Consider the following 14398-nt stretch of genomic DNA (forward strand, 5'->3'; position numbering starts at 1 on the left):
GCATGTTCCAGATTTTCCCATCTACTCAGACGGAACAAAACCTGGGGCACTTCAGGCTGCCACCAAGGTGTATTCCTCTGCGGCGTATTGGGTGGCTGCGTTCACTGCCATTGCGTTGGCTTTTATCCCGAAGTTCGGGGCTGCCATCTTGACGATTCCAGTCGGTGTATTGGGTGGGGCAACGATCGTCTTGTACGGAATGATTGGGCTGCTGGGAGTGCGCATTTGGCAGGACAACAACGTTCGTCTCACGGATCCAGTCAATCTCACAGCGGCATCCGTCGCCATCATCGCCGGCATTGGAAATCTAACGTTGACGGTAGGCAGCGTTCAGCTGGAGGGCATTGCGTGGGGTTCGGTTGGCATCATTGTGGGCTATCCAGTGATGCGTTGGCTTTACGATCACGTGGGGGAAGGCCGATACGTCAATACGGCACGCGCGGAATAGTCGTGGTGGCGACTGCTGAATACCGGGTGGCTACTTTTTAGCGAAGGCTACAGAAACTCCAGCATTCTCTAGTGCGGCGACGTAGGACTCGTGTGGTTGTAGGTCAGTGACAACGGTGCTGATGTCTTCAATAGCAGCGAAGCTGACTAAGTAATCCAGCCCGAACTTTGTGGCATCTACGAGGGCTATGACGTGCTCGGCGTGTGTGACCATGGCGCGTTTCACAGCGCCCTCTTCTTCATCAGGGGTGGAGAGCCCGTGATTTAGGGTAAGAGCGTTGGTGCCTACAAATGCCACATCAGCTCTGAGAACTGCGATGGTTTGGGTGGCGATATTGCCTACGACCGCTTGCGCCTGTGGGCGTACTTTGCCGCCGAGAAGCTGGATATCGAAGTATTCGGAATCTGCCAGAGTTTTGGCGATGGGTAGTGAATTCGTGATCAGCTTGTAGGGAGGAACATAACCGCTGGTAGGGGCGTGGGGGATGCTCTCTAGTCCCGAGGTGGCGAGAGCTTCTGCCATGAGAGCGGTAGTGGTTCCTCCGTCGAGAAACAAGGTGCGGCCAGGAGGCGGAAGTAGCTCGAGAGCTCTGCGAGCAATACGCCGTTTAGCGTCGAGCGCAGATTGGGCGCGCGATTCGAATGGGGTGAATTCCGTGCGGTAGTTCTGTGACGGGACCGCGCCACCGTGTACTCGGCGAATTCCGCCTTGTGCATCGAGTGTGGCCAGGTCGCGCCGAATTGTTTCTGCCGTGACGCCAAACTTCTCCGCGAGCTCAATTACCGTGACGCGACCCTTAACGGCGGTCAACGACAATATTTGCCGGCGACGTTCAGTGGACCGCAACGGCATGGGCGGACGACCTTTCTCCTAGGGCTAATCGATTACCTCGTCTAGATCTTACGGAGGACGGCGACGACCTTGCCCAAGATCTCCGCCTCTTCAGCAGGAATTGGTTCGAACAGATCGTTGTGGGGGAGCAGCCACAATCCGTCTTCGTTCTTGTGCCATTCCTTAACGGTGGCGTCTCCATCAATCATCGCGGCCACAAAATCGCCCAGTTCTGCGACCTTTTGGGACTTGACGACGACCCAGTCTCCATTGAAGATGCCGGCATCTCGCATGGATTCACCGACAACCTGCAGGAGGAAAAGTTCTCCACTGCCCACGAGTTCATTTGGGAGGGGGAAGACCGCTTCTACGTTTTCCTCAGCCAATATCGGAGAACCAGCGGCGATCTGACCGACGACGGGAACATACGAGGCTTCAGGGCGCGCATCACTGGCTTCAGTGGCGTTTTCGCTTGGCTTAGACCGTCCTGGGGATGATTCATATCCGCGAATATCAACTGCACGCGGCTTCTTGTCTTCTCGGCGAAGCAGCCCCTTCTCCTCGAGCTGGGTCAAGTGATAGGACACCGACGAAGTGGACTGCAGACCAACGGCCTCTGCAATTTCGCGGATGCTTGGGGGGTAGCCACGCAGCACCTTGGAATCAGTGATGACTTCTAGAATGCGCCGCTGGCGCTCACTGAGAGAATCGCGACCCTTTCCCTTGGCGCTTGCCGCCTTATCTGCTGCGGACTTACGGGGTCGGCCTGGCTTGCGGCGGGCCTCGGGTGCGACGGGCTGCTCATCTCCGGCGGAAGAAAGTGGACTCATGTGTGCTCCTTGAAGATTTCGACGTGGTTCTCACCCTACCTCATCAACGTCACTTAGTCTGGTTCATCTGTTCGAAAAAGCTTGGAAAATGAATGGACAGTTTAGAACGGGCGTGCTATTTTTCCATTAAGGCATGAAATCGAACGTTCGTACCAAAGGCGTTCAGTGTTCGATTAAATCCACTCTGGTTGTCTAGCCGGTGAGTTTAATGATCTTCGTGCCTGTTCGGATGGCTCGCAGGTAGTCGATGGCCGCACTGGTCGTGAGAATTACATGCGTGAGCTAGCCGAAGTGGCAAATGCATGAAATCACCGAGGTTTGTCCTCATGACGATTGTTTGAGAAGAAAGAAGGCCAATATGACTACTGCGCTGACTCGCCCGGATTCCCGTTCTGTTCGTACTGCACGTGCAGAGCGTATCGTGTCGTCGATCCCCGCACAGAGCGGTTCTACCATCAGTCCACCTCGGGAATCTTTCACGGACCTTCTTGTTCCGAAAGTTCCTGAATCCACGCAGCGTTCGAACACCCATGGGCAGGGAAGGGCGATCGTTCCTTCACGAGCGCGTGTTCGTAGGAGCGAGCGTCTGGTGGAAGATTCTTCTGCAGCGTTCGATAACGCATCATCTAGGTTCTTGGAACGATGGACGCAGAATGTAGAGAAGTTCGTTACCTCTCCAGGTGGTATGTCCCTTTCGGTGGGGACCATGGTTCTGACTATGGGTTTGAGCCCGCTATTCCTTTAAACGCTGCATCGGGACTAGCATGAGTGGCGTGCTGTGCCCTTCTTGTAGTTCCCAACAGTCGCGTGTAGTTGATTCCCGAACCGTGGAAAGCGGTGTCGCGATTCGCCGTCGTCGAGAATGTCTCGAATGTGAAACCCGTTTTACCACCGTGGAACGCTCCGTTTTGCTGGTTACTAAGCGCAGCGGGGTGACTGAAGAATTTAGCCGCGAGAAAATGATCAAAGGCGTTCGCCGGGCATGCCAGGGTCGTGATGTGTCAGATGATGCACTTAAGAGACTGGCCCACGAAGTAGAGCAGAACGTTCGCGCTGTTCACGGTTCACAAGTGCAGGCCAACCAAATTGGCCTCGCGATTCTGGAACCTCTAAGGAACCTGGATGCAGTGGCCTATCTCCGCTTCGCCTCTGTGTACAAGTCCTTCGATAGCGCAGAGGATTTTGAGCAGGAGATCGAATCACTCCGCGCTCACCGCGCCCGTAGCTAGCTAAGATGCAGAGCTCAGCACTGAATCTTCCGAGGCCTTGAAGCACAACCCCTAGCGAATCTTGTCGAGTGCCTTCTTAATCCTCTGGACAGATACCGAGCGTGCGGTACCCAAGTTTTGCGCAAACAAGCTGACCCTGAGCTCTTCAATCATCCAGTGGATCTCCTTGATCTGCGGAGAAGCCGCTCGCGCCTCAGGCAATCTATCCAGGGTCTTAGCCAGGTATCTTTCCGCGTCTAAGACTTGCCCGTCCAGCACTTCTTCCTTGTCCGGATCAGTCTCCATCAGGTCCAACCTGGCCTGCATGGCAGCCACGTACCGCGGAACATGCCTAAGTTGAGCAACCCCATGGCGCGCCACGGCATGAGATCCCACATAGAAATCCAGTTGCTGACGCATTGCCTCTATGGGCTCGCCACTCCACTCCCTTAGTTCCTCGGCCATGTCCGCAACCGCCAAAACTGCAGGTGCAACTTCCACCACAGCCTTTCGGACCCCAGTGGCACCCTGCTTCCGAGCAATGTTAATGACTTCTGCGCACCGGTCTGGATCTCGAATAACTGGTCCGTGCTCCTGCAAAATACTCTTGCACGTCACGGTGACAAGATCTTCCAACAGTGAGTCAAAGCCCACATACGGGAAATTCTCCAACGCAACGCGCTGTCGCAGCGGCAGGCCTTTGAGCATCTGTGCGCGCGAGACGGCTACCGTCTTCGTCATCATGGTCAAAACCGTCTTGAACTGCTGTGCAGCAGCCGCTTGCGGCGTGGGGAACGCTCGTAACACCACGCCCTTGTCCACGGAGACGATCGCGGGGTAGGCCACCACAGTCTGCCCATCGACGATGGTTTCTACCGTCTCTGGAACCGTCCCTATGTTTTCTGCATCCCAGTTGGCGGCGCGGGCCAGCACACCGCCAGTGGCAGCACCGCCGCGTCCTGAAGCGTTGCGTCCGCCAGGTTTACCCTGCGCAGAATTCTTATCTCGACCATTCCCGGACTTAGTCTTATCGCCACTTTTCGGCCTTCCGTGGCGACCATGAGAAGCTGCGTCGGCGGGATCGGGCGCATCAGATCCAGAACCCAGGCTGCGGGCTGCGGCTTGCGCAATAGCGTTGGTGACCTGAGAGGTGAGTCGCTGTTGGAGCGCAGCGACGTCGCGGTCCTGATCCACCACATGGCCTCGTCGATCAATGGCAGCCACGTTCATCCGCAGGTGGGATGGCACCTTGGACCAATCAAAGTCCGATGCGGAGATTCCACTGCCACCAAGTGACCGAAGCGCATCAGCCAGCGCTGCATCGATGGCTCCGTCGAAAGGCGTCATACGTTGCAGTGCGTGTTCCGCGAAGTCCGTAGCGGGCACCACGCTCCTGCGTAGTGGCTTGGGCAAGCTCTTAATCAGCGATACACACAGTTCCTTGCGCAGCCCGCTGACCAGCCACTGCGTGGCTTGGGAATCGACCGTAGCCAACAAGGGAAGTGGCACGCGCATGGTGATTCCGTCACGCGGGTCTCCCGGCTGGAAGACATAGCTGAGTTCGAACTCTAAGCTGCCCTGCTGCCACACGTCAGGGAACTCGTGGGCGGCTGTCGCCCCCTCAGCGGATTCGATTAGCGCATCGGCGGAAAAGTCCAGCAAACCGGCGTCGGTATGACGGGCCTTCTTCCACCACGCGTCGAAATGCCGAGCTGAGGTGACAGAGGCAGGGATCCGGGAATCGTAGAACCGGAACAGAGTGTCGTCGTCGACAATAATGTCCCGCCTGCGGGCCTTGTCTTCCAACAAGCTGGCCTCGTTCAACAACTCCTGGTTGTGATGGAAGAACTTGTGGCGCGTGGTCCAATCGCCTTCCACCAGGGCATTTCTGATGAACAGTTCGCGCGCCAGTGGTTTGTCGATTCGTCCCAGGTTGACGGTTCGGTCCGCAACCAGCGGCAATCCGAGCATCAAGACCTTTTCGTGGACCATCGCTGCGCCGCGAGAGCTAGACCAATGTGGTTCGGAATGCACAGTCTTGGTCATGTGTGGCGCGATGGTTTCCACCCACGCAGGATCAATTGGACCGGCCGTGCGCGCGAAAACCTGGGAGGTTTCCACCAGTTCGGCAGCCATGACCCACTGCGGTGGTTTTTTGGACAGCTGGGAACTGGGGTGGATGACGAAGTGCGTATTGCGCGTGCCAGTGAACTGCTTGGAGTTGCCTTCCCGCATGCCAATATTAGTCAGCAGGCCGGTGAGTACTGATTTGTGCACCGCGTCTTCATGGATGTTTTCTTCGTCGAAGTCCATGTCGCGCACGTGGGCAATGTTGGGGATGCTCCACGAGAGTTCCTGGATGACTGTCAGCAGCTGGCGCACCAAATCCATCCATTCGCGAGAGCGCATGTAGTGGATGAATTCGCTCTGGCAGAGCTTGCGGAACTGGTTGCCGCTGAGTTCCCGACGATTGTGCTGCAGGTAGTTCCAGAGCTTGAGCACGCTGATGAAGTCCGAGTCCGCACCGAAGCGGGCGTGCAGCTGGTCCGCCTTGCCTTGGTGTTCGAGCGGACGTTCCCGCACATCCTGAATGCTCAAGGAGGCCACAATCACCGCGACTTGTTCCAGAACGTTGTTGTGGTGGGCTGCCTCGAGCATGCGTGCCAACCGAGGATCGGTGGGAATGCGAGCCATATCGCGGCCAGTTTGGGTTAGTTGTTGTTGCCCGCCGGCCTGGTGCTTTTTTCCCGACGCCACCTTCAGCGCGCCCAGCTCGTGCAACAGCGCCACACCATCGCGGACGGACTTCTTATCGGGAGCTTGGAGGAAGGGAAACTCGTCGATATCCCCGAGACCCAGTGCGATCATGGAAAGAATGACGCTGGCCAGGTGCGTGCGAAGAATTTCCGGGTCGGTGAACTCCGGGCGAGCGTGGAAGTTTTCTTCCGAGTACAGGCGGATGGCGATGCCGTCTGCGGTTCGGCCACAGCGGCCGGATCGCTGCGTTGCACTAGCTTGGCTGATCTCTTCGACTGGGAGGCGCTGGACTTTTGTGCGGTGGGAGTAGCGGGAGATGCGTGCCAGGCCGGTATCCACCACGTAATGAATGCCGGGCACGGTCAGCGAGGTCTCCGCAATGTTGGTAGCTAGCACGATGCGTCGCTTACCACCAGGGGAGAAGACTCGATGTTGCTCGGCGTTGGAGAGTCTGCCGAATAGCGGGAGTATGTCGATCTGCTCGCCCCGGTTGTGGGGGAAGGCGGCGTGTAAGGCGTCTGCGGCATCGCGGATCTCTCGTTCTCCAGAGAAGAAGCAGAGGATATCGCCGGGGCCAGTCCGCACGAGTTCGCGGCAGGCTTCCACGAGACCGTCGAGAGGATCGACTTCCGTTTCCGTAATCTCGCCAGTCTTGTCGTTGAGATGCTCGCGAACCAGCGGCCGGTAGCGAACTTCCACCGGGTAAGTGCGACCGGACACTTCGATGATCGGCGCGGGCTTTCCTGCAGCATCGCAGAAGTGCTCTGCGAATGCCTGGGGGTTGATGGTCGCGGAGGTGATGATCAGTTTGAGATCCGGGCGCTTGGGTAGCAACTGCTTGAGGTAGCCCAAGAGGAAGTCGATGTTGAGGCTGCGTTCGTGGGCTTCATCGATGATGAGTGTGTCGTAATCACGCAAGAGCCGGTCGCGTTGAATCTCATTGAGAAGCACACCGTCCGTCATGAGCTTGATGGCGGTGGACGAACTGATGTTGTCATCGAAGCGGATCTTGTAGCCCACCAGCTTTGCGTTCTCTGAACTGGAGGAGGTGAGTTCTTCATCGATACGCTCCGCGACGCTGCGGGCGGCGATACGGCGAGGTTGAGTATGACCTATGAGCTGGGAACGTCCACGACCGAGCTCGAGGCACATTTTCGGAATCTGGGTGGTCTTGCCGGATCCAGTTTCGCCCGCGATGATGACCACCTGGTTTTCAGAGATCGTCTTCATGATCTCTTCACGCCGCTCGCTGACCGGCAGTTGATCCGGAAAGCTAATGGGACCAATGGTGCGCACGGGGCGTGAGGGGCGGGACGAGCGACCTCTCCGACGTTTACGACGTTGGGGACCGGACGTGCCGCGGGGGTGTCCGTCATGTCGTGGTTTGTCGCTATTGGGGGTACTCACCAAAAAGATTCTAACAAGTGGCCTGCGGGCTTCTTCATTTCCGCCCCACGCTCGACTCTCGTTTGTTTAGTATTGCCTAGCTAATGAATATCTAATTCGAAGAAAGTGAACGACGCTGATGGTTAAAGACACCATGGGGCAGTCCCGCACGCACACCGAAGCCACTCTGGCTCAAGCCACCGAGGTAGCGGGAAGCGTGTTCAATTCCCCGTTTTCCCGCCGCATCTTTTTCGCTGGGATGGCCGCAATCAGCGGCAGCGTGCTGTGGTCTTCCATCTCCCAAAGAGCCGCCGGGGCGCAATCTGGAGGATCCCTCGAAGTTGGCCGTGGCATGGCAGACATGACTGGAGAGCCGTGGGGCGCGGGAATGAATGGGTATGCCGTGCTGGAGCAATCGTCCATTGGGCTACAGCGTCGTCAATATGCACGTTCGTTCATCTTCGTGGACCCCGATAGCGGGCAGCGAGTGGTGCACTGCACAGCGGATGTGGGCCTGATGTTTCAGTCCATTCACCTAGAAGTGTTGCGGCGGTTAAAGGCAAAGTTCGGCGACTTGTACGGCCAGCACAACGTGCTGCTGCACGCCCAGCACACGCACATTGCCCCGGGTGGTACCTCTGCCCACCTCATGGTGGACATCACTGTGGGCGGATTCCGTCCCATCACTTTTGAGGCCAACGTCTCAGGCATTGTAGATTCCATCGTGCGTGCGCATGACGATATTCAGCCCTCAGACATCACCCTGTCCCGTGCCGAGGTGCATAACGCCAGCGTGAATCGCTCACGAGAGGCCTTCGACAAGAACCCGCAGGAAGACAAAGACGTATTCCCGGAGGGCATCGATCCAGCGGCAACAACGCTGCGCATCCATCGTGGTGACAAGACCGTGGGCTTTATCAACTGGTTCGCTGTGCACCCCACGAGCAACGGACACACGTACCGTCACGTCGGTACAGATAACAAGGGCTATGCCGCATGGGCCACCGAAGAAGCGCTCGGCGTGGATCACCAACATCCAGAGAATGCTACATTCGTAGCCGCATTCGCCAATTCCTCCCCAGGAGACATCACTCCAAACCTCGGGCTCACGCCTGATAGTGGACCGGGAGTCAACTCCATGGACTCCGCGCGCATCATCGGCGAGCGGCTGATGGGTGGCATCGCGGGATCCAGCGACATCCCCGGAATCTCTGGTGGAGGGGTCAGCGGCATCTATCGGTGGATGGACATCTCAAACCAGCAGGTCGACGGAAAATGGACCCCGGATGGCAAACCGGGCAAGACCAGCCCGGCCATCCTCGGCGCCGCCTTTGCCGCGTCCTCGCAGGAAGACGGCGGTGGCGAACCTCTGCTGGGCTTCCAAGAGGGTGAGCGAGGCGGCACACCGTGGGTCGAGCAAGTGGGCAAAGTCGTGGTTCCTCCGCAGATGCATGAGATCCATGATCCGAAAGAAATGTTGCTTCCCGTCGGCTTCATCCCCGGCATGCTGCAGCAGGTCTTCCCGTTCTACATTCATCGGATCGGTGGACTCGTGCTCATCTCTCACGGATTTGAGGCCACTATCGTGTCTGGACTGCGGCTGCGCCGAGTGGTTGCCGAGGCTTTGAATGTGCCCTTGGACACGGTCATTTCCCAGGGATACGTCAACTCTTACGGGCACTACGTCACCACTCCAGAGGAGTATTCCACTCAGAACTATGAAGGTGGAGCCACCGCCTTCGGAAGGAACCAACTCCCAGCGATGCAACAGATTTTCCACGATCTGACGCAAGCCATGCACGAAGGCAAAGAGGTGCCAGTAGGTGGCCCGGCCGGGGATCTCACGGGACATATCCCTCCTGCACCGGGAGCCAACCCGTGGATGGACATCGCTCCCTTCGGCAAGAAGTTTGGCGATATCGTGCAACAGCCGGGCGTGGTGACGTCGGGAAACAGCGCCACCGCAAAATTTGTGGGCGCCAACCCAAACAACAACCTGCGCCACGGCGAAGGGTATTTGACCATCACCGATGAGGACGGCGCAGTGGTGGCCAACGATTCCAGCGAATCCACGCTCATTACCTTCGCGAACTCGTGGGGGAGTACCACCGTCACCGTCTCGTGGAATACCGCAGAGATGAAGCCAGGCAAGTACGCCTTGAGCTTCCGTGGTGATTCCAAGTCCATTGGCGGGCAACTCACGCCATATGAGGCGAAAACTACCATTACCGTGGTCTAACGCTTAGGTAGGGTGAAAGGGTGGTTTATAAAGACTTTCGGCCGACCTTCGCCCAGCTGCGAACTTTCGCGATCATCGCGGAGTTCAAGCATTTTGGTGCGGCAGCGCGACACTTGGGCATTTCCCAACCCTCGCTGTCGCAGGGGCTCGCGGCGTTAGAAACCGGACTGGGAGTGCAGCTCGTGGAACGCTCCACGCGCAAGGTGATCATCACACCCATCGGCAGAACCCTGTTGCCGTTTGCCCAGGCCACGCTGGAAAGCCTCGATGCGTTCGTGGGGCAGGCCCGCGGCGCACAAGGCGGACTGGTGGGGGATCTAATGGTGGGAATCATCCCGACCATCGCCCCATACCTGCTGCCGCATTTGCTGGGCCGGCTTCCCGAGGCCGCGCCGGAGCTGCAGCCGCAGATCGTGGAAGACAGAACTCACGCGCTGGAGGAGGGCTTGCGTTCCGGAAATCTGGAAGTAGCGGTACTCGGCGGTTCTGTGGATAGCACCACTTTTGATTCCATCGAGCTCTACGACGAAGAATTCGTGCTTGTGGTTCCGTACGATTCCCCGCTGGCGGGACGAACAGATTTGGCGCTCAGCGAGATCGCCGGGGAAAACATTCTTTTACTTGACGACGGACACTGCCTGACAGACCAAGTGGTGGACATTTGCCACGCGGTGGATATCCCTGTGGATCCCCGCACGGCGTTGACTCGAGCGGCCAGCCTGACCACCGTGATGCAACTAGTGGCGGCTGGTTTTGGAGCCACGCTGGTTCCCTTGAGCGCAGTGGCCGCTGAATGCCGCCGCCCACACCTGGCGTTTGCTCGCTTCGCCGGTGGAGCACACACCGCGAGCCGCTCCGTGGTTCTGGCGTTTCGTGCGAGCACCACGCGAACCAGTGACTACGCGGAGTTAAGCGAAATGCTCACAAGCGCGTATCGGGACGCGGAGGCGGAAAGCCACGAATTTCTCGAATCCCATGGTTTGGCGCGCTAGTTCCACAGGCTGCTAGCCCTGGATTATGCGCAGCGCACGCAATCGCACTTCGCCAGCTTCATCGGTAGCTGCGAGGTCAACCTCTCCCTCGAAAGCCCAACCGTGGTCCTTCTCTGGGTCATCTAAGGTTTGCCGGACCAACCACAGGTTGTTGTCTGGCCCATCCCAGCCTTGACCGCGTTGGATGCGGATCATCGCGCCCGAACGCGCATCAGCATCGAGTCCGAGGTCGGCGTACTCCTCGAAGTAATCGTCCATCGCAGCGGGCCACTCTGGTGGGGAATCCATATAGTCGTCCAATGCAGCCAGCGTGTTTTCGCGCTCGAAGGCGAACAGCTCCACGTGCCTGAAGAACAAGTTGCGCACCATAGTCGTCAAGGCACGCGGGTTGGAGGACAGCAAGGACGCATCTTCCACGCCAAATGCGATCTCAGCCACTTGCTCTTCGGTGAGCGGCGTATCTTCGTCGCCCATCGTCGCCCACTCTTCGATGAGTGAGGAGTCCACCTGTCGGATCAGCTCGCCAAGCCACACGATGACGTCTTCCAACTGCTCCGTGCGGTGCTTGGCGGGCACAGAGTGATCGAGTGTCTTCCATGCATCCGTGAGATAGCGCAGCAGCACGCCTTCGGACCGGGCCAGGCCATAGGTGGCAATGAAGTCTGAGAACGTCATCGCCTTCTCAATCATGTCCCGGACGATGGACTTCGGGCTGATATCGAAATCTCGGGCCCACGGGCTGCCTTCACAAAACATCTCGAAGGCATTTTCGAGGTGCTCTTCCAAGGGCTTGGGCCACGTGACTTCTTCCAGCAGCGCCATGCGTTCGGTATAGTCCACGCCTTCGGCCTTCAGCGCTGCGATTTCTTCGGATTTCGCGGCCTTCATCTGGGCGGTCAGAATCTGTCGCGGGTCATCCAGCACGGCTTCGAACGTGCTGATGATGTCCATCGTGTACGTGTCCGATTCGGGATCAAGAAGATCTAATGCGGCCAAGGCAAAGGGAGACAGTGGCTGATTGAGAGCAAAATTGACCGGCATATCCTCTGTCAGCCGCGCGTTCTTTCCGGTCGGAGTCTGTGGGTCGTCGTATTCTTCGACGACGCCAGCCCACAGCACGCCACGGTAGAGCTCGATGATCCGGTGAATGGAGGCGTTTTGCTTCGTCCGCGTATCGTGATTGCCACGAATGAGGTGACGCAACGCGCCATATGTCCATTCGGGACGTGCCACGACGTTCAACAGCATTGAGTTGCTGACGTGGAATTGGCTGATCAATTCCTCGGGCTCTGCGGTGGTCAGGCGTTCAAATGTCTTTTCCGACCACGTCGCACGGCCCTCCGGGGCGGCCTTCTTGCGAAGCTTCTTTAGCTTCGCCGGATCGGTGCCCGCACGCTGACGGAGACGGAAGTTTTCCACCTCGTGCTCGGGCGCCTGAACCACCACGGTTCCCTGCGTGTCGTAGCCCGCGCGTCCGGCACGTCCGGCGATCTGGTGAAATTCGCGGGACTTCAAGATGCGATGTCGGATACCGTCGTACTTCGCCAGCTCGGCAAACAACACCGTGCGGATGGGCACGTTGATGCCCACGCCGAGGGTGTCTGTACCGCAAATGACCTTGAGCAGGCCCTGTTGAGACAGTCTCTCCACCAGGCGACGATACTTCGGCAACATACCCGCGTGGTGGATGCCGATACCCTTGCGCAGCAGCTTAGACAGCACCTTGCCGAAGGCGGACGTAAAGCGGAAATCACCGATCGCCTCGGCAATCTGTTGCTTCCGTTCGGCATCGATCATCGACACGCTGGTCAGCGCCTGGGCGTGCTCGGCAGCCTCTCGCTGGGTGAAATGCACGATGTAGATCGGGGCGAGGCCTGCGTCGAGAAGACTCTCCACCGTCTCGTGGATCGGCGTGTAGACGTACTGGAATTCCAGGGGGACAGGGCGGACGCTGCCCGTGACGTGGGTGGTGGTGCGACCGGTGCGGCGGGTGAGGTCTTCCTGCAGCCATTGCGTGTCGCCGAGCGTGGCGCTCATCAGCAGGAACTGGACGTTCGGAAGTTCTAAAAGCGATACTTGCCACGCCCAACCGCGATCGGGTTCGGAGTAGTAGTGGAACTCGTCCATGACCACTTGGTCGATGCGGGCATTCGCGCCGTCGCGGAGCGAAATGTTGGCAACAATCTCCGCAGTAGCGCAGATGATGGGAGCGTTGCCGTTGACGGTCGCATCGCCGGTCATCATGCCGACGTTTTCCGGGCCGAACGTCTGGCACAGGTCGAAGAATTTCTCGCTGACCAGGGCTTTGATGGGGGCGGTGTAGAAGCTGCGCTGTTTGCGTGCCAGCGCCACGAAGTGCGCGGCGATCGCCACCATGGATTTGCCCGAACCGGTTGGCGTGGCCAGGATGACGTTGTCCTCCGCGACAAGCGCCGTGGCTGCCTCTTGCTGGGCAGGGTAGAGGGTGATTCCACGGTCCCTGGTCCATCCGAGAAAAGATTCCAGAATGGCATCGTCGACCAGGCTTTCTGGAACTTCCTCGATGTCCGGGAGTAGACGAGCGAGGTCAGCGGCAACGCCCACTAACTGTCCTCATTTCCTTCTTCTCGACGCCGAGCTTGATCTTCCTCAGTACTTTCCGCCGAGTCTTCCTGCTCGGAGTCATTCTGCTCAGCGGCACCGCCAGATCCCTGGGATTCAGCTTGTTCCCCTGGACTCGTGGACATTTCCGCGAGGAACGCCTCAAACTCCGCGCCTAGTTCGTCTCCCGTAGGAATGTCTTCACCGGGTGCCAGAAGGTTGTTTTCTCGACGCTTGCGCTGGCGCTCTGCCTCCAGATCGTACTGCTGCTCCAGGGCGCCCACGATCGCGGCGATCTCCTGGTTTTCTTCCACCTGATCAGCAAGTTGGCGCTTCATGCGGTCGATGTCAGCGTCCAAAGCTCCCAGTGGAATCTCGCGCTCAGTGACCTTGCCCGCGGCGGAAAGCAGTGCCCGGGTAGCCTCTGGGTAGTCCGAAGCGGAGATGTAGTGCGGAACGTGCGCAGTCACGCCGACGGTCTCGATGCCGGCCTTTTTCAGGTTCAGCTCGATCTCCAAAGCCGCCGAACCAGGAATGATCATGCGTGCTTCCCACGTGTGGAAGTCCTTGACTAAGGAGCGATCCGAGGCGTGGGCGCTGATCATCAGTGGGCGAGTGTGCGGCACCGTCATGGGTGCGGCATACAGAGTGACCACGCGGTCTACGGAGCAGCGCTTGGCCAGGTCCACCACGGAACGGCTGAACGTTTCCCATTTGAGATCCGGTTCTGGCCCGGAAAGCAGCAGGAAGGGGCGGTCTTCTGTGTCCTTGACCAGATTCAACGTGAGTGCCAAGCTCTCCCGATCTGCCACGCTGGAGTGATCCAAGGTCACGCTGGGACGACGAGAGCGGTAGTCGATCAACTCATCCACATTGAACGAGGCAACGGGGCTGTGGTCCAAGGCCTGCAGGAGGTGAGTAGAGGCCTGGTTGATGGCTTGACCAGCATCAGCGTAGCCCTCAAGAGCCACGACCATCGGAAGGGATTCTTGCTGCCCGTGAGTAGACAGCGGACCAGGGAATTCCAATTCATACATGGAATCCTTTTTGCGTCCGTTGTCTGGTTGGTTGTAGCGATCAAATGCCGGGCGATCATTGGTGGTCATGCTGGCGCTCCCTTCTCGCTC

At 58.3% G+C, this 14398-nt stretch carries 9 protein-coding genes; 4 read left to right on the forward strand and 5 right to left on the reverse strand.

What is annotated here, in order from left to right; genetic code table 11:
• Nucleotides 1-448, forward strand: a 448-nt coding sequence (locus IM764_RS09860; RefSeq protein WP_304503321.1) for a solute carrier family 23 protein, incomplete at its 5' end; no start/stop codon positions are given.
• 30 nt (nt 449-478) lie between these two features.
• Here the strand turns inward: IM764_RS09860 and IM764_RS09865 are convergent.
• On the reverse strand, nt 479-1294 hold the full coding sequence (locus IM764_RS09865) for a DeoR/GlpR family DNA-binding transcription regulator (RefSeq protein ID WP_099298825.1): 816 nt from the start codon (nt 1292-1294) through the stop codon (nt 479-481).
• Nucleotides 1295-1341: 47 nt separating this feature from the next.
• A complete protein-coding gene (gene lexA, locus IM764_RS09870; protein WP_194187715.1) occupies nt 1342-2109 on the reverse strand; it encodes a transcriptional repressor LexA in 768 nt (255 codons plus the stop codon).
• A gap of 773 nt (nt 2110-2882) precedes the next feature.
• Here lexA and nrdR point away from each other — a divergent pair.
• Nucleotides 2883-3338, forward strand: coding sequence for a transcriptional regulator NrdR (gene nrdR / locus IM764_RS09875; RefSeq protein WP_194187716.1), 456 nt, complete (start codon nt 2883-2885; stop codon nt 3336-3338).
• A 51-nt stretch (nt 3339-3389) separates the two neighbouring features.
• On the opposite strand, the gene hrpA is transcribed toward nrdR, so the two are convergent.
• Entirely contained in the window at nt 3390-7481 is a 4092-nt protein-coding gene (gene hrpA, locus IM764_RS09880) for an ATP-dependent RNA helicase HrpA (protein ID WP_370551585.1), read from the reverse strand.
• A gap of 118 nt (nt 7482-7599) precedes the next feature.
• On the opposite strand from hrpA, the gene IM764_RS09885 reads away from it, so the two are divergent.
• Both IM764_RS09885 and IM764_RS09890 read left to right on the forward strand, forming a co-directional pair.
• Complete coding sequence (locus IM764_RS09885; RefSeq protein ID WP_228073744.1) at nt 7600-9699, forward strand: neutral/alkaline non-lysosomal ceramidase N-terminal domain-containing protein; 2100 nt, start codon at nt 7600-7602, stop codon at nt 9697-9699.
• 20 nt (nt 9700-9719) lie between these two features.
• A complete protein-coding gene (locus tag IM764_RS09890; RefSeq protein WP_099298628.1) occupies nt 9720-10691 on the forward strand; it encodes a hydrogen peroxide-inducible genes activator in 972 nt (323 codons plus the stop codon).
• A 12-nt stretch (nt 10692-10703) separates the two neighbouring features.
• Here IM764_RS09890 and IM764_RS09895 read toward each other — a convergent pair whose 3' ends face one another.
• Nucleotides 10704-13274 carry a DEAD/DEAH box helicase gene (locus IM764_RS09895; RefSeq protein ID WP_194187718.1) on the reverse strand — a complete coding sequence of 857 codons (2571 nt, stop codon included), beginning with the start codon at nt 13272-13274 and terminating at the stop codon, nt 10704-10706.
• Entirely contained in the window at nt 13274-14377 is a 1104-nt protein-coding gene (locus tag IM764_RS09900; RefSeq protein WP_194187719.1) for a PAC2 family protein, read from the reverse strand. Before IM764_RS09900 ends, IM764_RS09895 begins: the two co-directional genes overlap by 1 nt.
• Nucleotides 14378-14398 lie beyond the last annotated feature (21 nt).

The sequence above is a fragment of the Corynebacterium sp. ED61 genome, from assembly GCF_015233855.1.
Lineage (GTDB): Bacteria > Actinomycetota > Actinomycetes > Mycobacteriales > Mycobacteriaceae > Corynebacterium > Corynebacterium dentalis.

Coding starts and splice junctions, on each gene's coding strand:
- lexA (WP_194187715.1), bottom strand. CDS start 2,109: ATGAGTCCACTTTCTTCCGCCGGAGATGAGCAGCCCGTCGCACCCGAG.
- IM764_RS09885 (WP_228073744.1), top strand. CDS start 7,600: ATGGTTAAAGACACCATGGGGCAGTCCCGCACGCACACCGAAGCCACT.
- IM764_RS09900 (WP_194187719.1), bottom strand. CDS start 14,377: ATGACCACCAATGATCGCCCGGCATTTGATCGCTACAACCAACCAGAC.